The organism is Pseudomonas palleroniana (genome assembly GCF_003031675.1).
Taxonomy (GTDB): domain Bacteria; phylum Pseudomonadota; class Gammaproteobacteria; order Pseudomonadales; family Pseudomonadaceae; genus Aquipseudomonas; species Aquipseudomonas palleroniana.
The window spans coordinates 45,567-65,018 of record NZ_PYWX01000049.1 but is presented as its reverse complement, the minus strand read 5'-3'; the positions used below and the strand labels follow the sequence as shown (position 1 = coordinate 65,018).

Annotated in this window: 18 protein-coding genes and 1 other RNA gene; 11 read left to right on the top strand and 8 right to left on the bottom strand. The window is 60.3% G+C overall.

Annotation, left to right across the window (positions count from 1 at the left end; translation table 11 throughout):
* Positions 1–4: 4 nt before the first annotated feature.
* Positions 5–562 carry a YecA/YgfB family protein gene (locus tag C9383_RS16675; protein WP_060753566.1) on the bottom strand — a complete coding sequence of 186 codons (558 nt, stop codon included), beginning with the start codon at positions 560–562 and terminating at the stop codon, positions 5–7.
* Between the two features lie 138 nt (positions 563–700).
* On the opposite strand from C9383_RS16675, the gene C9383_RS16670 reads away from it, so the two are divergent.
* The 4 genes from C9383_RS16670 to C9383_RS16655 all read left to right on the top strand — a co-directional run bounded on the left by C9383_RS16670 (position 701) and on the right by C9383_RS16655 (position 2,121).
* On the top strand, positions 701–910 hold the full coding sequence (locus tag C9383_RS16670; RefSeq protein ID WP_003177365.1) for a TIGR02449 family protein: 210 nt from the start codon (positions 701–703) through the stop codon (positions 908–910).
* On the top strand, positions 907–1,224 hold the full coding sequence (locus tag C9383_RS16665) for a cell division protein ZapA (protein WP_003176812.1): 318 nt from the start codon (positions 907–909) through the stop codon (positions 1,222–1,224). The genes C9383_RS16670 and C9383_RS16665 overlap by 4 nt, the downstream gene beginning before the upstream one ends.
* A 30-nt stretch (positions 1,225–1,254) precedes the next feature.
* Positions 1,255–1,433, top strand: a non-coding RNA gene (ssrS, locus tag C9383_RS16660) — 6S RNA.
* 58 nt (positions 1,434–1,491) lie between these two features.
* A complete protein-coding gene (locus tag C9383_RS16655; protein ID WP_090368072.1) occupies positions 1,492–2,121 on the top strand; it encodes a 5-formyltetrahydrofolate cyclo-ligase in 630 nt (209 codons plus the stop codon).
* Positions 2,122–2,130: 9 nt separating this feature from the next.
* On the opposite strand, the gene C9383_RS28195 is transcribed toward C9383_RS16655, so the two are convergent.
* The gene (locus tag C9383_RS28195) at positions 2,131–2,274 is read right to left on the bottom strand and encodes a hypothetical protein (protein ID WP_090368070.1); all 144 of its coding nucleotides are present in this window, start codon (positions 2,272–2,274) and stop codon (positions 2,131–2,133) included.
* A gap of 195 nt (positions 2,275–2,469) precedes the next feature.
* Between C9383_RS28195 and C9383_RS16650 the strand changes: the two genes are divergently transcribed.
* From C9383_RS16650 to C9383_RS16635, 4 genes are all read left to right on the top strand, one after another.
* Positions 2,470–2,919, top strand: a complete 450-nt coding sequence (locus C9383_RS16650) for an EVE domain-containing protein (protein ID WP_090368068.1) — start codon at positions 2,470–2,472, stop codon at positions 2,917–2,919.
* Positions 2,920–2,988: 69 nt separating this feature from the next.
* Positions 2,989–3,954, top strand: coding sequence for an HlyD family secretion protein (locus C9383_RS16645; RefSeq protein ID WP_090368066.1), 966 nt, complete (start codon positions 2,989–2,991; stop codon positions 3,952–3,954).
* On the top strand, positions 3,951–6,668 hold the full coding sequence (rbbA, locus tag C9383_RS16640) for a ribosome-associated ATPase/putative transporter RbbA (RefSeq protein WP_090368064.1): 2,718 nt from the start codon (positions 3,951–3,953) through the stop codon (positions 6,666–6,668). Before C9383_RS16645 ends, rbbA begins: the two co-directional genes overlap by 4 nt.
* A complete protein-coding gene (locus tag C9383_RS16635) occupies positions 6,668–7,786 on the top strand; it encodes an ABC transporter permease (RefSeq protein ID WP_090368062.1) in 1,119 nt (372 codons plus the stop codon). Before rbbA ends, C9383_RS16635 begins: the two co-directional genes overlap by 1 nt.
* 90 nt (positions 7,787–7,876) lie before the next feature.
* Here the strand turns inward: C9383_RS16635 and C9383_RS16630 are convergent, their stop codons facing one another.
* Complete coding sequence (locus C9383_RS16630) at positions 7,877–8,284, bottom strand: flagellar basal body-associated protein FliL (RefSeq protein WP_090368060.1); 408 nt, start codon at positions 8,282–8,284, stop codon at positions 7,877–7,879.
* A 150-nt stretch (positions 8,285–8,434) separates the two neighbouring features.
* Between C9383_RS16630 and C9383_RS16625 the strand changes: the two genes are divergently transcribed.
* The gene (locus tag C9383_RS16625) at positions 8,435–9,412 is read left to right on the top strand and encodes an NADPH:quinone oxidoreductase family protein (RefSeq protein WP_090368058.1); all 978 of its coding nucleotides are present in this window, start codon (positions 8,435–8,437) and stop codon (positions 9,410–9,412) included.
* Positions 9,413–9,706: 294 nt separating this feature from the next.
* Complete coding sequence (glpT, locus tag C9383_RS16620) at positions 9,707–11,056, top strand: glycerol-3-phosphate transporter (protein WP_060753574.1); 1,350 nt, start codon at positions 9,707–9,709, stop codon at positions 11,054–11,056.
* On the opposite strand, the gene C9383_RS16615 is transcribed toward glpT, so the two are convergent.
* Positions 11,042–11,698, bottom strand: coding sequence for a gamma-glutamylcyclotransferase (locus C9383_RS16615; RefSeq protein WP_060753575.1), 657 nt, complete (start codon positions 11,696–11,698; stop codon positions 11,042–11,044). The genes glpT and C9383_RS16615 overlap by 15 nt on opposite strands.
* Positions 11,699–11,725: 27 nt before the next feature.
* On the bottom strand, positions 11,726–14,110 hold the full coding sequence (locus tag C9383_RS16610) for a TonB-dependent receptor plug domain-containing protein (RefSeq protein ID WP_090368056.1): 2,385 nt from the start codon (positions 14,108–14,110) through the stop codon (positions 11,726–11,728).
* A gap of 284 nt (positions 14,111–14,394) precedes the next feature.
* On the opposite strand from C9383_RS16610, the gene C9383_RS16605 reads away from it, so the two are divergent.
* Entirely contained in the window at positions 14,395–14,859 is a 465-nt protein-coding gene (locus C9383_RS16605; RefSeq protein WP_211322902.1) for a sn-glycerol-3-phosphate transporter, read from the top strand.
* Here the strand turns inward: C9383_RS16605 and C9383_RS16600 are convergent.
* Genes C9383_RS16600 through C9383_RS16590 form a run of 3 tightly spaced genes read right to left on the bottom strand, consistent with a single transcriptional unit; the run spans position 14,856 to position 19,338 of the window.
* The gene (locus tag C9383_RS16600; RefSeq protein WP_060753578.1) at positions 14,856–15,824 is read right to left on the bottom strand and encodes a CDP-6-deoxy-delta-3,4-glucoseen reductase; all 969 of its coding nucleotides are present in this window, start codon (positions 15,822–15,824) and stop codon (positions 14,856–14,858) included. The genes C9383_RS16605 and C9383_RS16600 overlap by 4 nt on opposite strands.
* Positions 15,824–17,290, bottom strand: coding sequence for a 4-hydroxy-3-polyprenylbenzoate decarboxylase (gene ubiD, locus C9383_RS16595; protein ID WP_090368053.1), 1,467 nt, complete (start codon positions 17,288–17,290; stop codon positions 15,824–15,826). Before ubiD ends, C9383_RS16600 begins: the two co-directional genes overlap by 1 nt.
* A 59-nt stretch (positions 17,291–17,349) precedes the next feature.
* On the bottom strand, positions 17,350–19,338 hold the full coding sequence (locus C9383_RS16590; RefSeq protein ID WP_090368052.1) for an acyltransferase family protein: 1,989 nt from the start codon (positions 19,336–19,338) through the stop codon (positions 17,350–17,352).
* Positions 19,339–19,452: the final 114 nt, after the last annotated feature.

Sequence of the window (19,452 nt, the reverse complement as noted above, 5' to 3'; positions counted from 1 at the left end):
TTTCTTAATGCAGCGAAGGCTTGGGGGCAGCCGGCTCAGCGGACTTGCGGGTCTCGGTGAACAGTAGCAGCGGAGCGACGCGCAGGTATTCCATCACTTCCATGTAGTCGCTTTCACCGTCTTCGGACTCTTCCAGGGCGTCTTGTACCTGGGAGATGGCTGCCAGGTCCTGCAGCACTTCCTTGGCGTCGGTGCTCAACTCCAGGCCGGCGGCGTTGACGCCAAAACCGTGGAGGAAGCCCTGGCACCATTGGCCCAGCGCTGCAGCGCGCTCGGTGAGTGGCGCGTCGTCGGTCGGCAGCAGCAGCACCACGGTGACATCGTCTCCCGTCAGCTCGCCCTTGACCATTTCCTGCAGGCCGATCAGCGCGTTGCGCACGTTATCTTCTGGCTCTTTCTCCAGCAGCTCGGCCACATCGGCCAGCCAATTGTCCGCGTCAAAGCCGACACCTGTGCAGCTGCGGCCCACCAGTACACCGTGCAGTTCGGCAGGCGAGCAAGGATGACCGCTGGTGCTCAGCAGTTTGGAAAAAGCATCATACGGGGAGTTTTGAATAGGCATGGTGAGCTAGGCGCCAGACGGCGCAATGTCTAGAATGAAGCGCTGTATCCTAGCACCGGCAGACGTACCAAGACTATCGAGGGCGTCAGATCGTTTATCCTGAAGTTGCCATTCATCAGACAAATCCAGTGGAACCCAATGGAAGACACCGACCTGCAAGCGCTGATGGCCAGACTCGAACTGCTAATTGATCGGGTCGAGCAACTTAAGAGTCAAAACGGACTCCTATTAGCTCAGGAAAAGACCTGGCGCGAGGAACGCGCTCACCTCATTGAAAAAAACGAAATCGCCCGGCGTAAGGTCGAATCGATGATTTCGCGCCTGAAGGCCCTGGAGCAAGACTCATGAGTTCAAGCAATAGCGTAACCGTGCAGATCCTCGATAAAGAATATTCGATCATTTGCCCCCAGGAAGAGCGCAATAACCTGGTGAGCGCCGCCCGTTACCTGGATGGCAAGATGCGTGAGATCCGCAGCAGCGGCAAAGTGATCGGTGCCGACCGTATCGCGGTGATGGCCGCGCTGAATATTACCCACGACTTGCTGCATAAGCAGGAACGGCCTGACGTACAGGCCAGCGGGTCGACGCGTGAGCAGGTGCGTGACCTGCTGGAACGCGTTGATCTGGTGCTTTCCAGCGATTCGGACGCACCCAAGGGCTGATTGACGCCTCGGTTTAAGGTATACTCGCCCCACTCCCTGGCGTGTTTGCCAGTCGGCGATGTCCCTGAGCCGATTCGCACTACCCTGGAAGTTGCACGTTGGGCTGGTGTGCATGTCCGCTAGACGGAAAGCCTTAAAGCCTACTGCTTCTTCCACCTTGAACTTTCGGGTTCAAGGGCTAAGTCGACAGCGGCTCTGTCGGGGAGCCTGAATTCCCAAACTCAATGCCAGTCTCAGGACTGGCATTGTTTTATGAGCCGAAAAACCATGACCGAACCTGCGCCGCTTTCCCGTCCGCAACTTCGACGCATGTTGCGCAAGGCCCGCCGCGAGCTATCGCCGAGTGAGCAGCGCAAGGCCGCCCATGGCTTGTATCAGCAACTGGCACAGCATCCGCTGTTTCGCCGGGCCAGGCATATCTCCTTGTATCTACCGACAGACGGCGAAATCGATCCGCGCTTGCTCTTGCGCGCCGCTCAGCGTCGGGGCAAGGCCACCTATCTACCGGTACTCAGCGCCTGGCCACGGACCAAAATGGTGTTCCAGCGTGTGCGACCTGGGGATAAGTTGTCGCCCAATCGCTTTCGCATTCTTGAACCGCAAGTGAATGCCAACCGCCAACGCCAGGTCTGGGCGCTGGATCTGGTGCTGTTACCGCTGGTGGGGTTCGATGATGTGGGCGGGCGCCTGGGCATGGGCGGTGGGTTTTATGATCGCAGCCTGGCTTACCTGTCGCGCCGTCAGAGCTGGCGCAAGCCGACGCTATTGGGGCTGGCCCACGAATGTCAGAAAGTCGATCGCCTGGCGCAGGCAAGCTGGGATGTGCCGCTGGCGGGCACCGTCACCGATAGGCAGTGGTATGTCGCGCAAGCGCCGCTGCAAACAGCGACGCCTTGAAAGGGAGGGTTAACGCTTGAACGGTTGCTGCTGAGCCAATTCAATCGGCGCATCGGTCTTGTTCGACCACAGGCTCTGGGCATATCCCGTGGTCACGACGCCCAGACCAAACAAAATAACCAAAATCCATAGTAAATCCGGTTTACGTTGCATCGATTGCCCCCCTTCAGGCACCTCGTACACGATGACAACAACGTTCCAAAGTAGTCCGTTGCAGCTGCGTCAAGCTTTAAAAGGCGGCATTCTGCGGTAACGTGAACCAACACGCAAACCTTGACGCCAACCGACTGTCGGTTTGTCATGGAATTGCCTGACAACTTGCCCAATGCCTTTTTCAGGAGCCTAAAAATGGCCTATTGGCTGATGAAATCCGAGCCCGATGAACTCTCCATCAACGGCCTGGAAAAGCTCGGCGAAGCCCGCTGGGACGGGGTGCGCAACTATCAGGCGCGAAACTTCCTACGAGCCATGGCCGTGGGCGATGAGTTTTTCTTCTACCACTCCAGTTGCCCCGAGCCGGGCATTGCCGGCATCGGCAAAATCATCGAAGCGGCGTATCCGGACCCGACAGCACTGGAACCTGAAAGCCACTATTTCGACGCCAAGGCCAGCGCGGAAAAAAATCCGTGGAGCGCCATCAACGTCGCTCACGTGAAAACCTTTCCCAAAGTACTGAGCCTCGGCTACCTGAAACAGCAAGCGGCTCTTGCCGAACTGCCATTGGTGCAAAAAGGCAGCCGCCTTTCAGTGATGGCCGTCACGCCTGAGCAATGGGCCGCCGTGATCAATCTGCTTTAACTGACCGGCATCAAGTCCTCGCCAGGGCACACCGGTCACACTAGGACGTTAATGCCGCAGGATGCAGCCATGTCAACGAACCACACTCTGTCGCGCCTGTTTGCCAGCGCACTGATAGCCCTGCTGATCGGTGCCGGTGGCTTCGGTTACTGGCGCTCCACCCAGGACCGCTTGCCCGCCGGCTTGAGCATGGGCAACGGTCGCCTGGAATCCACCGAAGTGCAGATCGCCGCCAAGATCCCCGGACGCCTGGCCGAAGTGCGGGTGGATGAAGGCGACAAAGTGCTCAAAGGCCAACTCCTGGCGCGCATGGACACCCGCACCCTTGAAGCCCAACGCGCCCAGGCCGAAGCCGAAGTACTGCGCGCCAAGGAAAACTTCGCGGCCGCCGAGGCCAACGTGCAATTGCGCCAAAGCGAGCAACTGCTGGCCAACCAGGAACTCAAGCGTACCCAGGAGCTGTACAAGCGGGGCTTCGCCAGCAGCCAGTTGATCGACCAACAGCAGGCGCGCCAAAACACCGGCAATGCTGCCGTGATTGCCGCACAAGCCCAGGTCAACTCAGTGAAGGCCGCCATCGGCGCCGCCGAGGCCCAAGTCGCCCAGCTCACCAGCGAGATTGACGACAGCAGCCTGCGCGCGCCGATCGACGGGATTATTCAGCTCCGCCTGGCCGAACCTGGCGAAGTGCTTGGCGCGGGTGGACGCGTGTTGCTGCTGATCGATCCGAATGATCAGTACATGAACCTGTACCTGCCCGCCTCCGTCACCGGGCGCCTGACCGTCGGCAGTGACGCACGCATCGTGCTCGACGCCCTCCCTCAGCAACCGCTGCCGGCAACCATCAGCTTTGTTGCCGCCAAATCCCAGTTCACCCCCAAAGAGGTGGAAACCCGTGACGAACGCCAGAAGCTGGTGTTTCGCGTCAAATTGCGCCTGACCCAACCCAGTGCCGTGCCCCAAGCCAAACCAGGCATGCCCGGTGCCGGCTATGTGCGCACCGCTGACATCGCCTGGCCGGCCAATCTGCAATGACCGGCCTGGCGCTGCATGCCACGGGGATCAACCACCGCTACGGCAAGCAACCGGCACTGGTCAACATCGCCTTCAGCCTGCCCGCCGGCACCCGCTGCGGGTTGATCGGCCCGGATGGTGCCGGCAAATCGAGCTTGCTGGGGTTGATCGCCGGAGTCAAAAAGCTCCAGGAAGGCCAACTGGAAGTACTCGGCGGCTCCATCGAAGACCGCCGCCACCGTAACAGCCTGTACCCGCGCATCGCCTTCATGCCCCAGGGCTTGGGCGGCAACCTGTACCCCGAGCTGTCCATCAAGGAAAACATCCGCTTCTTCGCCACGCTGTTCGGCCTGTCGCAAGCCGATTGCGAACAGCGCATGCACAACCTGCTGCTGGCCACCGACCTCGCACGCTTCGCCGAGCGCCCCGCCGGTAAACTCTCCGGCGGCATGAAACAAAAGCTCGGCCTGTGTTGCGCGCTGATCCATGACCCGGACGTGTTGATCCTCGACGAGCCCACGACGGGCGTCGACCCACTGTCACGCCGACGCTTCTGGGAACTGGTTGAAACCGTGCGTAGCCAACGCCCACAGCTGACACTGCTGGTGGCCACGGCCTACATGGAGGAAGCCGAGCAGTTCGAACACTGCCTGATGCTTGATCGCGGCAAGCTGATTGCGGACGGCCTGAGCCGCGAGCTGGCCGCCGCCACGCCCAGCGGCAAACTGGACGATGCCTTCACTCACTTCCAGGGTGACAGCGCCCACGACAACCAGCCGCTGGTGATTCCATCGCGTGCAGGCGACAACGCCGCCATCGCCATCGAAGCCCACGACCTGACCCTGCGCTTCGGCGACTTCACTGCCGTCGATAAAGTCAGTTTCGCCATCGGTCGTGGCGAAATTTTTGGCTTCCTCGGCTCCAACGGCTGCGGCAAGACCACCACCATGAAAGTGCTCACCGGGCTGATGCCGGCCACCGAAGGCAGCGCGACGCTGCTGGGCAACCCGGTGAACGCCAAGGACCTGGCGACCCGCAAGCGCGTGGGGTTCATGTCGCAAAGCTTCTCGCTGTACGGCGAACTCAGCGTGCGGCAAAACCTGGTGCTTCATGCGCAATTGTTCGACTTGCCCAAGGCCGACAGCGGCCCGCGCATTGATGAACTGATCCAGCGCTTCGACCTGGGGGATGTGGCCGAGCAACCTTCCGGCGAATTACCCCTCGGCCTGCGCCAGCGTCTGTCGCTGGCCGTGGCGGTGCTGCATCGCCCTGAAGTGCTGATCCTCGATGAACCGACCTCGGGCGTCGACCCGGCCGCCCGGGATGACTTCTGGCGGCTGCTGATCGAGCTGTCCCGGGAGCAGGGCGTGACGATCTTCCTGTCCACTCACTTCATGAACGAAGCCCAGCGCTGCGACCGTATTTCCCTGATGCACGCGGGTAAAGTGCTGGCCTGTGACACACCCCAGGCACTGCAACAGCAGTTCCACGGCGACACCCTCGAAGCAGCCTTCGTCACCTGCCTGGAGCAGGCCCAAGGTGGGCCGGAACCCACGGCGCCCAGCGCCACCGTCAGCGAAGCCGGCGCGCCGCCCGTCAGCAAGCGCGGTTTCAGCCTGGCCCGGCTGTTGGCCGTGGCCAGCCGCGAAGGCAAGGAGTTGCTGCGCGACAAAGTGCGCATGGCCTTCGCCCTGCTCGGGGCGATGTTCATGATGGTGATCTTCGGCTACGGTATTTCCCTAGACGTGGAAAACCTCGCCTTCGCCGTCTATGACCAGGATCAGAGCCCACAAAGCCGCGCCTACCTGGAAGCCTTTCGCAGCTCGCGCTACTTCGCCGAACAAGCGCCGATTCACGACGCCAACGAACTGCACCGGCGCCTGCAACGCTCGCAAATCAAACTGGCCCTGGAGATCCCACCCGGTTTTGGCCGCGACCTCTATGCCGGGCGTCAGCCCACGGTGGCCGCCTGGCTCGACGGCGGCATGCCGTTTCGTGCGGAAACCAGCCGCAACTATGTAGAGGCGGTGCACCTGGGCAATCTCCAACAGTTGGCCGAACTGAGCAGCCTGCCCCGTGGCAACCAGGCCGCGGCCAAGCTGGAAACGCGCTTTCGCTATAACCAGGACGTGGTCAGCGTCAATGCCATCGGCCCGGGAGTAATGGCACTGATTCTGGCGTTTATCCCGGCCATGCTCACGGCCCTGGGCATTGTGCGCGAGAAAGAACTGGGCTCGATCACCAACTTCTATGCCACGCCCCTGACGCGCCTGGAGTTCCTGCTGGGCAAGCAGGCACCGTACCTGGCCGTCAGCCTGGTCAACCTGGCGCTGCTGGTGGCGATGAACCGCTGGCTGTTCGGCGTGCCCTTCAAGGGCAGCGGTGCGGCCCTGGCATTCGGCGGTTTGTTGTATGTGCTGGCCACCACCAGCATGGGTCTGCTGATTTCTGCGTTCACCCGCACCCAGATCGCGGCGATCCTCGGCACCATGATTATCACCAGCCTGCCGACCATCCAGTTTTCCGGGCTGATCGTGCCGCGTTCGTCCCTGGAAGGCGCGGCCGCGTTGATGGGCGCGCTGTTCCCGGCGGGACACTTCCTGGACATCGCCGTAGGCACTTTCACCAAGGCCCTGGACCTGCGCCAGTTGTGGCCGCAATGCCTGGCGCTGTTCGGGTTTTTCGTCGGGTTCACCGGGTTGAGTCTGATCATGCTCAAGAAGCAGGAGGCCTGATGCACAGGTTCGCGCATATCCTGCGCCTGGGGATCAAGGAACTGACCAGCCTGCGCCACGACAGCGTGCTGCTGTTGTTTCTGTTCTACGCCTTCACGGTGGCCATCTACATGCCCGCCGCCGGTTCGGTGATCGGTGTGCATAACGCCAGCGTGGCCATTGTCGATGAGGACCACAGCGCGCTCTCGCGGCAGATGGCCGAAGCGTTGCAGCCGCCCGAGTTTCAGCCGCCTGTGCCGTTGGCCTACGATCAGTTGGACAAGGTCATGGATAGCGGCGCGTACACCTTCGTGATCAATGTGCCGGCCAACTTCCAGTCGGACCTGTTGGCGGGTCGCCAACCGGACATCCAAGTGAACGTCGATGCCACGGCGATGAGCCAGGCATTCATGGGCGCAGGCTATATCGGCAGGATTTTCCAGCGTGAACTGCAGCGCTACAGCGACCAGGCCAATGCCGCCGGCAAGGCACCGGCGCAGTTGACCACGCGCGCATTATTCAACACCAACCTGGAGGGGGGCTGGTTCCTGGCGGTGATCCAGATCGTCAACAACATCACCATCCTCGCCATCGTATTGACCGGCACCGCGCTGCTACGTGAGCGCGAACACGGCACCCTCGACCATTTGCTGGTGCTGCCACTGACCGCTCTGGAAATCATGCTGGCGAAAATCTGGAGCAACATGCTGGTGGTGGTGCTGTGTACCTGGCTGTCCGTGGAATGGGTGGTCAAGGGCCTGCTCGGCGTGCCGCTGGCCGGTTCCCTGAGCCTGTTCCTGCTGGTCACGGCGCTGTATCTGTTTGCCAGCACCGCCCTGGGGATTTTCCTCGCCACCCTCGCCCGCTCGACGCCTCAGTTCGGCTTGCTGGCGATCCCGGTGATCATCCCGATGCTGCTGCTCTCCGGTGGCAGCACGCCGCTGGACAGCATGCCCGAATGGTTGCAGTGGGTGATGCAGGGCTCGCCGTCAACGCACTTTGTGAGCCTCAGTGCGGCGATCCTGTTCAGGGATGCCGGCGTGAGCGTGGTGTGGCCGGACCTGTTGGCACTGGCGGGAATCGGGCTGGTGTTCTTTGCGGTGGCGTTGGCCAGGTTTCGTAAAAGCCTGGCTTCCTGAGGCGCCTGTACCGCCGTCATCGCGGGCAAGCCCCCTCCCACACCCGATCAAATGTGGGAGGGGGCTTGCTCCCGATAGTCGCGCAGCGACTTACTGGATGATCAGGTTGTTGAACAACAGGTCTTCCACCATCGGCTTACCGGTTTCGTCATTCATGACTTGCTGGGTCTGCTTCAAGGCTTCCTGGCGCAGTTTCTCTTTCCCTTCGACCGTGCTCATGGCCTCAGTGGTCTGCTGGGTGAACAGCGCCACCAATTGGTTACGAATCAATGCATCGTTGGCTTTGACCGCAGCAGCGGCTTCAGGCCCGGTCACACGCAGGGCAATGTCGGCCTTGAATACCTTGAGTTTCGCCGTGCCGTCCAGGCCGTAGTTACCCACGAACGGCGGCGTCAGGCTGATATAGCTGACCTTCGGCGCCTCGCCTTCTTTGGCTTCTTCGGCCTGGGCCGCCATCGGCAAGGTCAGGGCCAGCATCAACAGAATCCACGCTTTCACAGTTCAATCCTCACATTCGGTTGCCCGGTAGCATAACGCTAGCAAGGCTGAGCACAAGCTTATGGCGGCTTATCAGGCCCGGGCATGCTCGTTGACCCATCGGCGTACCCTCCTACACTTATCGGCCACGACGCCAAAAGGAATAGTCCGATGAAAGCTGTGCTGTGCAAAGCCTTCGGCCCCGCCGAAACCCTGGTGCTGGAAGAGATCGAGAGCCCGGCGCTCAAGAAGAACGAAGTCCTGCTGGACGTGCACGCTGCCGGGGTGAACTTTCCGGACACCTTGATCATCGAGGGTAAATATCAGTTCAAGCCGCCCTTCCCATTCTCTCCGGGTGGCGAGGCGGCAGGCGTCATCAGTGCGGTCGGTGAAAACGTCAGCCACTTGAAAGTCGGTGACCGGGTCATGGCGCTGACGGGCTGGGGCAGCTTTGCCGAGCAGGTCGCTGTGCCGGGCTATAACGTGCTGCCGATTCCACCGAGTATGGATTTCAACACCGCCGCCGCATTCAGTATGACCTACGGCACCTCGATGCACGCCCTGAAACAACGCGCCCACCTGCAACCCGGTGAAACCCTGCTGGTGCTCGGTGCCTCCGGTGGCGTGGGCCTGGCGGCCGTGGAGATCGGCAAGGCCATGGGCGCCCGCGTGATCGCCGCCGCCAGCAGCGCCGATAAACTGGCCGTGGCCAAGGCCGCCGGCGCCGATGAGCTGATCAACTACAGCGAGGCGAGCCTCAAGGAAGAAATCAAACGCCTGACCAACGGTAACGGCGTCGATGTGATTTACGACCCGGTGGGCGGCGATCTGTTTGATCAGGCCATTCGCTCGATTGCCTGGAACGGCCGCCTGCTGGTGGTGGGTTTTGCCAGTGGGCGCATTCCCGAACTGCCGGTGAACCTGGCCCTGCTCAAGGGCGCGGCCGTGGTCGGGGTGTTCTGGGGCTCGTTCGCCCAGCGCCAGCCACAGGACAATGCGGCGAACTTCCAGCAATTGTTCACCTGGTATGGCGAGGGCAAGTTGAAGCCGTTGGTGTCGCAGGTGTACCCACTTGAGCAGGCAGCTCAGGCGATCAATGATCTAGGGCAGCGCAAGGCAGTGGGCAAAGTGGTCGTCCAAACCCGCTAATCAACTTGAAATGCGGGCAAATGTGGGAGGGGCTTGCTTCCGATAGCAGGGTGTCAGTCACTGTATTTATTGACTGACCCACCGTTATCGGGGGCAAGCCCCCTCCCACATTCTGATCTGCATTATTTCTAAGAAGCAGATTACGACCCACGCTTGTCTATTTGCGACATGTTCGTAAGAGAACATGCAATCGCTCCGTTTTCCTGTGTTTGCAGATCAGAGGCGATGCTATTTTCGGTAACGAAACTGTAACATTCGCATCCGCAGTCAAAACAAGAAATTTGGAGCTCTTGAATGTTTGCTTTCTTTCGTCCTGCCGCACACCAGGCACCCCTGCCTGAAGAAAAAATAGACAGTACCTACCGACGGCTGCGCTGGCAGATCTTCGCCGGTATTTTCTTCGGTTACGCCGGGTACTACCTGCTGCGTAAAAACTTCTCGCTGGCCATGCCCTACCTGATCGACGAGGGTTACACCCGTGGCGAACTGGGCCTGGCGATGTCGGCGATCGCGATTGCCTACGGTCTGTCCAAGTTCCTGATGGGCCTGGTGTCCGACCGCTCCAACCCCCGCTACTTCCTGACCTTCGGCCTGCTGGTCTCAGCGGGGGTGATGTTCATTTTCGGTTTCGCACCTTGGGCAACGTCCAGCGTGACCATGATGTTCATCTTGTTGTTCATCAACGGCTGGGCCCAGGGCATGGGCTGGCCACCCAGTGGGCGGACCATGGTGCACTGGTGGTCGCAGAAAGAACGCGGCGGCGTGGTGTCGGTATGGAACGTGGCGCACAACGTCGGCGGCGGCCTGATCGGCCCGCTGTTCCTGCTGGGCATGGCCTGGTTCAATGACTGGCACGCGGCGTTCTACGTCCCGGCCACCGTGGCATTGCTGGTGGCGGCCTTTGCCTTCATTACCATGCGCGACACGCCGCAATCGGTGGGCCTGCCACCGATCGAGCAATACAAGAACGATTACCCGGAAGGCTACAGCGCCAGCCACGAAGAAGAGTTCAGCGCCAAGGAAATCTTCGTCAAATACGTGCTGCGCAACAAAATGCTGTGGTACATCGCCTTCGCCAACGTGTTTGTCTACCTGCTGCGCTACGGCGTATTGGACTGGGCACCGACGTACCTCAAGGAAGCCAAGCACTTCGACGTGGACAAAACCTCGTGGGCATACTTCTTCTACGAGTGGGCCGGTATTCCCGGTACGCTGCTGTGCGGCTGGATGTCGGACAAGATCTTCCGTGGCAATCGTGGCCTGACCGGCGTGGTGTTCATGGCACTGGTGACCGTGGCGACCCTGGTTTACTGGCTCAACCCAGCGGGCAATCCGACCATCGACATGATCGCGCTGTTTTCCATCGGTTTCCTGATCTACGGCCCGGTCATGCTGATCGGCCTGCAGGCGCTCGAACTGGCGCCGAAGAAAGCCGCGGGAACCGCTGCGGGTTTCACCGGGCTGTTCGGTTACCTGGGGGGCTCGGTGGCGGCGAGCGCGGCCATGGGCTACACCGTCGACCATTTCGGCTGGAACGGTGGGTTTGTGTTGTTGGTAGGCGCGTGCCTGCTGGCCATTGCGTTCCTGGTTCCTACGCTGTGGCATACCAACAGCGTCAGCGAAGCGCGATCAGCTACCGCTTGAGCAATCCTTGGTACAACGCTTGAGCCGCGCCTCCAGATTCTTATCTGGCATGGCGTGGCTACGCAGGGCGTTCACGGTCTGCTCGACATAATCGCGAGTGGTGCCGTAACGCCCGCAAGCGCTTTGCAGCACATGATTGAGTACGATATCCGGCAAGTTTCCGGCATAGCTGGGCAAATGCCGCTCCAACACAAACCCCAGCGCCTGCACCTGATTGCCATCTTCCAGGCGGCAACTGAGCCAGTGCGGCCGGTACGAGGGGTAAGGCATTTCGCGCTGCCATAAGGCGTACAACGACGCTTCCAATTGGTCTTCCGGCAAACGGTAGGCAAACCCGCTGCAGGAACCCCCGCGATCCAGACCAAACACCAACCCCGGCAATTCCGGCGTGCCACGGTGCTCGTGAGACCACAGGTACAGGCCGCGGTGATAACCGTGGACCCGCGCCCGCACTCGCTCGGTCGACGAACATTCAGGACGCCAGATCAGCGAACCATAAGCAAATAGCCAGACCGGCCCTCCCTTATGCCGAGCCATAGTGGCCTGCATGGAGCTCATCAATTGTTCGTGAGTCAGTTGCGGCCCCAGATCGAGCCGCGGAGGGTAAGCCAATTGCAAAAGATCGGTTTCAATGGCGGTCATGGCGAAAAACAGTGCGCCCCCTGTGTATTACCAGTTGTAAGCAACTTTACCGTAATAAAACGCGCCGCTGTAACCGTACGGCGAAAAAGTGCTGTAGGCGAGATTGCCGCCGCTGCTGGCGTACGCGTTGACCTTCTCCGGGTATTTGTCGGTGATGTTGTCGCCGCCCAGGGTGAAGGTCCAGTTCTTCAACTTGTAGTCCGCCGAAAGGTCGAGCACCCAGGCGGCCTTGAAGGTCTGGTCGTTGACCTTGTCCGCCTGGTAACTGGTGAACTCGCCATAGCGCACCAGGTTGCTGTGCAGTGCCCAGTTGCCATAGGTGAAATCGTTACCCAGGCTCAACTTGTGCTGCGGTGTGGTATCGCCGAGCAAACCGATGCGCTCACGACGATCGACCCGCACCAGGTTGGCTCCCAGGCTGTCCAGGATCGCCGGGTTGGCTTTCACATCAGTAACCTGGGTGTGGTTGTAGTTGTAGCCGACGGTGCTGTTCCAACGGATGCCGTTATCGAACAGGTAGCGATAGTTGGCCACCAGGTCGACGCCGTCGGTGCTGGTGTCAGTGGCATTGGTGAAGTAACGGGCGCTGGTGTAGTTGATGTTACCGACACCGTTGGCTTGCAGGTACGCGATGGTCGCCGGGTTCAGGTTGAGGTTGGAGGACAGACTGATGCGGTCGCGGATATCGATGCGGTAGACGTCGAGCGTCACGGTCAGGTCATCGGTCGGCTCCAGCACCAGGCCGAGACTGTAGTTGCGCGATTTCTCGGGCTTCAGGTCTTCAGCACCGAGCAAGCGGGCGACTTGACTGCTGGCCGGAAAGGTGCCGGCCTCCTGGACAGTGCTGCCGATCAGTTGCGACGAGGTGTAGGCAAAGTTCTGTTGGGCCAGGGACGGCGCGCGGAAACCGTTGGAAACGCTGCCGCGCAAGGCCACTTGCGGGGTGAAGTCATAGCGGGCCGACAGCGAACCGCTGACGTTGGAGCCGAAATCGCTGTAATCCTCATGCCGCACGGCGGCCGAGGCGCTGAGTTTTTCGGTGAAATTGGTTTCCAGGTCCAGGTATTGCGCCCAGTTATGACGAGAGGTGCTGCCGGCGTCGGCATCGCGGAACCCACCTAAGCCCGAACTGCCGGTCTGATAGTAGGACGCCGGCTCGCCCGCTTCGATTTGATAACCCTGGCGCAGGTATTCGCCACCCAAGGCCACCGACACAGGATAGGGCAAGAACCCCACGTCGAACTCACGCGACAGGTCCAGGCTGACTTGGCGCTGGTCATTGCTCAGGGTGCCGTTGTTGAATTTGCGCGGCGTGGTCAGGCCAAGGGAGGTGTTGATGGTTTCGGTCCCCAACTCGTATTGGTTCTTGCCGTAATTGGCCGACAGGTCGTAATGCCAGTCATAGGCCAGCAAGCCGCGCAAGCCCACGACCAGTGAGGTGTCTTCCAGGTTGCCTTTGATCAACGGCAGGTAGCCATTAGGGTTGAGCGCCGCAATGTTGTTGGACGCATTGCTCGCCCGGTAAAACGCAGCCGTCTCGCCGCGCCGCTTGCTGTAGCCGCCAAAGCTATAGAGTTCGGCCGCATCGCTGAACGCATATTCGCCGTTGAACTGGAACTTGCCTTCATCCGTGGCCGGTTCGCCCTGGCGGAACACTCGTTGGCCATAGGTCGTGGAGCCTACGCTGGCGGGGCGAAAATCGTTGCCGGCGCGGTTGGTGTAATCGTTGTCGGCCCCTTCGCCCGAGAGATTGATAAAGCCGTTATCGCCCAGCGCCAGCCCGGTGTTGCCGCTGAGGTTGCGCTGGATGCCATCACCTTTTTTGTATTGGCCGAACTTGCTGGAGATCGAGCCGCCGTGGTCGGCGTGCTTGAGGATTACGTTGATCACCCCGGCAATCGCATCCGAGCCGTAACGGGCGGACGCGCCATCGCGCAGCACTTCGATATGGTCTACCGCCGACAGCGGGATCGCATTCAAATCCGCCGGCGCAGAACCACGCCCCACGGCACCGCCGAGATTGACGAAAGCGCTGGTATGCCGCCGTTTTCCGTTGACCAGCACTAGGACTTGATCCGGCGACAGGCCGCGTAACTGTGCCGGGCGCACCAGTTCGGCACCGTCCACCAGGCTCGGACGGGGGAAGTTGATCGATGGAATCAACCGTGCGAGTACCGCGCCCAACTCATCGGAGCCGGTGCTGCGCAGGGCTTCACCGGAAATCACATCGACAGGCGACAGCGATGCGCTGGCGGTGCGCTCTTGGGCGCGGGTGCCGGTGACGATCACGGTATCGAGTTTCGGTGCCTCAGCGGCGGCTTCGGCCGCGTGGACTGGATTAAATCCCACAGCGGTCAGCAAATTGGCCGACAAAAGTGCTGTGTACAACCTGTACGTCTTGTAGCTCCCCATACCGCTCCCCTTGGAATCTACTCGGAACTTCAATGCTCTGAGTTCTGACGATCGATCCGGCTGGCGGGCGGTGGCGGTCATTTATTGGTTATTGGCAGAAAGTCGGTAGTCCGTTGCTTATAGCTTAATAAGATATTTCTTACTTAAAAAATACCGAAATTGCATAAGCATAGGCGACCTGATTGTCAGCTCAGGTTCAGGCCACGCAGGACGCCAACCGTCAAACTGTAGGCGTTCAGCGACCCACCCTAGCCGCCCCTTCAAACGACTACCGAGGTCGAATCATGAAATATCTTATTACCGGTCTGCTGCTATTGGCGCCGGCTGCCACAACGCTGGCCAGCGAAGACGAAAAAGGTTTCTGGTACGCACAGACCAGCCTGTACACCCGGCATTTTTCACCGGATCCACAGCACAATAACCATCAGGATCTGATCAACCTGGAGCGTAACAAAGCGTCAGGGCGGGTGTATGGCGCAGCGACGTTTCGTAACTCGTTCAGTCAGCGCTCTTACTATGTCTACGCCGGCAAGCGCTACGATATTGCTCAATCACCGCTCTACGTGAAGGTGACAGCGGGCGCACTCCAGGGTTATCGCGGCCAATACCGCGATAAAATACCGCTCAACCGATTCGGCGTGGCCCCGGCGATCATCCCCTCAGTGGGCGTGCATGTCGGCCCGCTGGCCAGTGAGTTCGTGCTGCTGGGTTTCAATGCCGCAATGCTCACGGCCGGCGCGCGTTTTTAAGGGCGAGGTGCGTAGGCAAATACGTCGGCACGCATCTGGTGTGCATCCATGCCGGCCTCGACCAGCGCATCCAAAGTGCCATAGATCATGGCCGGAGAGCCGCTGGCGTAGACATGAACGGCCTTGAGGTCGGCAATGTCTTCACACACGGCTTCATGCAACAACCCGCAACGCCCTTCCCAGCCGCACAGATCGCTGACCACTTTGTGCAGGAACAGGTTGGGCAGTTGCTGCCACTGTGGCCAGTGTTCGATTTCGTAGAAGTCTTCGGGTCGGCGCACGCCCCAATAGAGATGTACCGGGTGCTTGAAGCCAGAGGCGCGGCAATGCTCGATCAGGCTGTGCATCTGCGCCATGCCGGTACCGGCGGCGATCAACACCAGCGGCCCGTCGGGCAACTCGGCCAGGTGAGTGTCACCAAATGGCAGTTCGACGCGAGCCATCTGGTTACGCTGCAACTGGTCCAGCAGGTTGCGGGCACTGTCTTCGCGCGCCAGTACATGCAGCTCCAGATCACGCCCGGCGTGGGGCGCTGAAGCCAGGGAGAATGCCGATTTCTCGCCGTTCTCCCGCTCGATCATCAGGTACTGGCCGGCGTGGTAACGCACCGCCTTACCGGCCGGCGCACGCAGGCGTACACGCCATACATCGCCGCCCACCTCCACGCACTCGCTCAGCTGGCACGACAATTTGCGCAATGGCAACTCTCCCGGCGCCAGCACGCCATCCCACAACACAATGCAATCTTCCAGCGGTTCTGCGATGCACGTGTAGAACTCACCGTGATCACGCACCTCACCGGCCTGCCGCACGCGGCCCTCCACCAACAGCGCCGCACACACATGGCACACGCCATTGCGACAGGCCTGAGGGCACTCATAGCCGAGGCGGCGCGCGCCTTCGAGGATTCGCTCGCCAGGGACCAACTCCAGCACGGCGCCGGAAGGTTGCAGGGTTACACGCATCAATCTATTCCCAATTCTTTCCAGATCGCATCGACACGGGCAGTGACGGCCTCATCCTTGACGATTACTCGGCCCCACTCGCGGGTGGTCTCACCCGGCCGTTTGTGGGTGGCATCCAGCCCCATCTTCGAGCCCAGGCCCGATACCGGCGAGGCGAAGTCGAGATAGTCGATCGGCGTGTTGTCGATCATCACCGTGTCGCGCTTGGGGTCCATGCGCGTGGTGATGGCCCAGATCACGTCGTTCCAGTCGCGGGCATTGATGTCGTCGTCGGTGACGATAACGAACTTGGTGTACATGAACTGTCGTAAAAACGACCATACACCCAGCATTACCCGCTTGGCATGCCCTGGGTATGACTTCTTCATGGTCACAACGGCCATGCGGTACGAACAACCTTCCGGCGGTAGGTAGAAGTCGGTGATCTCCGGGAATTGCTTTTGCAGGATCGGGACGAACACTTCGTTCAATGCCACGCCGAGAATGGCCGGCTCATCCGGCGGACGGCCGGTGTAGGTGCTGTGGTAGATCGGCTTGATCCGGTGAGTGATGCGCTCCACGGTGAACACCGGGAAGCTGTCGACTTCATTGTAATAACCGGTGTGGTCGCCGTAGGGGCCTTCATCGGCCATCTCGCCTGGATGAATCACGCCTTCAAGGATGATTTCCGCGGTGGCTGGTACTTGCAGGTCATTGCCACGGCACTTCACCAGTTCGGTACGGTTACCGCGCAGCAGGCCGGCGAACGCATATTCGGACAGGCTGTCAGGCACCGGGGTCACAGCGCCCAGGATGGTGGCCGGGTCAGCGCCGAGGGCCACGGAAACAGGGAACGGTTTACCCGGGTGTTTTTCGCACCATTCACGGTAATCCAGGGCGCCGCCACGATGGCTCAGCCAGCGCATGATGACCTTGTTACGGCCGATCACTTGCTGACGGTAGATGCCGAGGTTCTGACGCTCCTTGTTCGGGCCTTTGGTGACGGTCAGGCCCCAGGTGATCAGGGGGCCGACATCGCCGGGCCAGCAGGTCTGCACCGGGAGCATGGCCAGGTCGACATCGTCGCCTTCGATGACCACTTCCTGGCAGACCGCGTCCTTGACCACTTTGGGGGCCATGGCGATGATCTTGCGGAAGATCGGCAGCTTCGACCAGGCATCTTTCAAGCCCTTCGGCGGCTCGGGCTCCTTGAGGAAGGCCAGCAGCTTGCCGATCTCGCGCAACTCGCTGACCGACTCGGCACCCATGCCAAAGGCCACGCGCTCGGGCGTGCCGAACAGGTTGCCGAGCACCGGGATATCAAACCCGGTCGGGTTCTCGAACAGCAGCGCCGGGCCCTTGTTACGCAAGGTGCGGTCGCAAATCTCAGTCATTTCCAGCACCGGCGAAATCGGCATCTGGATACGTTTCAACTCTCCGCGCTGCTCAAGTTGCTGCACGAAATCCCGAAGATCCTTGAATTTCATTAACCATGCCACCCGTAAAATAGGCGTACATCCTACCTGCTCTGAGGGCGGCTGGCAGCTTATTGCACGCCATTATCCGTCACGGCAGAAGCGTGCGACGCGTTGAACAAGGGTTCGAGGAACGCCTCGACAAACCGCGCGCCCACATCCGAGAGGTGATTGTCGTCGGTGTACAAGGAATGTCCCTCAAGTTCGACGCCGCACCATCCCCCGGCGTCGCACAGCCTGGAGGCCGGGTCCAGCAACATGACGCCGGAGTCCGCCTTGGCAAGCTGCTCGAACACATCATAGATATAGGCTTGACGCTGGAGGTGATCCGCGACGGGCATGCCTTCTCTATCCGTCGGTCGCCCCAGCATTGCCAGGCGACTCAGACGATAAGGCGCGCTGAAGGGCAGCAGCGGCACCTCTTTGACCAACCACACGCGATGGCCGCCGGCGCGCAGCCGCTGGACTTGTGCACGCACAGCAGCGGCAAAAAGCTGCTCGGCGACAGCACGGTCATACTTGCCGGTCGCCGGGTCGTGAATCGAGGCGCCGGTATCACCGGAGTGTTCGCCATAAACATAGAGGCTCCAGCGCGCGGCCAGAACCACGTCGCTGAACGTCCCCTGCTCCAGCACTTCGGCGACGCGCTGATTGAACGCCTGGCATCCCGGTGTGCTTTCCTTGCGGTAGAACGGCGTACAACCTGAATACCCGGCCTGGGTAATGCTCAAGCCGTACCTGCTTGCGCCATCCTTGAGTGCGGGAATCAAGGCCGAAGCATGACTGTCGCCCCAAACCAGAACACGGCTGGTGGAGTCCGGGCCAAAATGACATAGCTCTCGATGATCGTTTTTCTTGTCATCCGACAGGCAATTCATCAGTTTAGGGCTCCAGACCCGCGCCTGGGCGAACTGCAACGCCTGCGGCGATAGCCGCCAAGGCGCGCCGTCCGTCCAGGTCATGCTTTTGCCGACAAGCCCCAGGCCGACCAACCCGATAACCGCCGCAACCAGAATTGAGCGCCGCCCCGCCAACAGCCGCTTCTCACGAAACGGCGCCTCGACGAAACGCCAGGACATGTAACCCAAGACCATGCTCAAACCCAGCAATCCGCCAAGTTCCCATGCCGCCAGGCCGTCAAGGCTGGCGTATTTGCCATAGACCAGCACGGGCCAGTGCCACAGGTACCACGAGTAGGAAATCAGCCCTATACCCACCATCACCCGGCTGCCCAGCAATTGCCCGACCAGTGTGACTTGCTGGCCGTTGGCCCAGATCAGCCCGACCACGCCCAATACCGGCAACAGCGCGGCAGCCCCCGGAAAATCAGTGGTGGCGTCATAACCGAACACCGCCACCAGGATCAGGGCCAGGCTGGCAAGACTGATACCTTGAGCCAATATTGGGCTTGCTCGATATGCCCGCAGCGGCATCACCGCCAGCAGGGATCCGGCCAGCAGCTCCCAGGCCCGCATGGGCAGCAGGTAAAAAGCTTTTTCTGGATAACGGGGCAGTGTCCAGACACAGGCGGCAAAGGACGCCAGCGCCAGGACCAACAAAGCCATGCGCCAGCGCTTTACCTGACTCGAGAGCAGCGTCAGTAACAGCGGAAAAACAATGTAGAACTGTTCTTCAACCGACAGCGACCACGTATGCAGCATGGGCTTCATATCGGACGCTACATCGAAGTAGCCATCCTGGCGCATGAAAAACAGGTTTGAGATGAAAATTACCTGGTTGTGAATCGAACGCCCCAGTTCCTCGTAGTCCTTGGGCGCCAGCAGGAACCAGCCCACAACCACTGCCGTCAGCATCATCACGCACAGCGCCGGCAGGATACGTCGGGCGCGCCGGGCCCAAAAATCCACAAAGCTGAAACGCCCGGCTTCACGCTCGCGCCAAATGATCGTAGTGATCAGATAACCGGAAATCACAAAGAAAACATCAACGCCGACAAAGCCGCCAGTGAAGCCCGGCACGCCGAAATGAAACAGCACGACCGCAAGCACTGCGATGGCACGTAACCCGTCAATGTCTCGTCGATAAGCAAGGGTGGTCATAAATCAGTGAGCCAGTCAGGTAAAAAGTACAAAGATTAACAATGAAAGAGATTTTTTTGTTTCTTAACTGACACGTTCACGATGAAAAGCTCCCTTTCTCGATAAAAAAAAGGC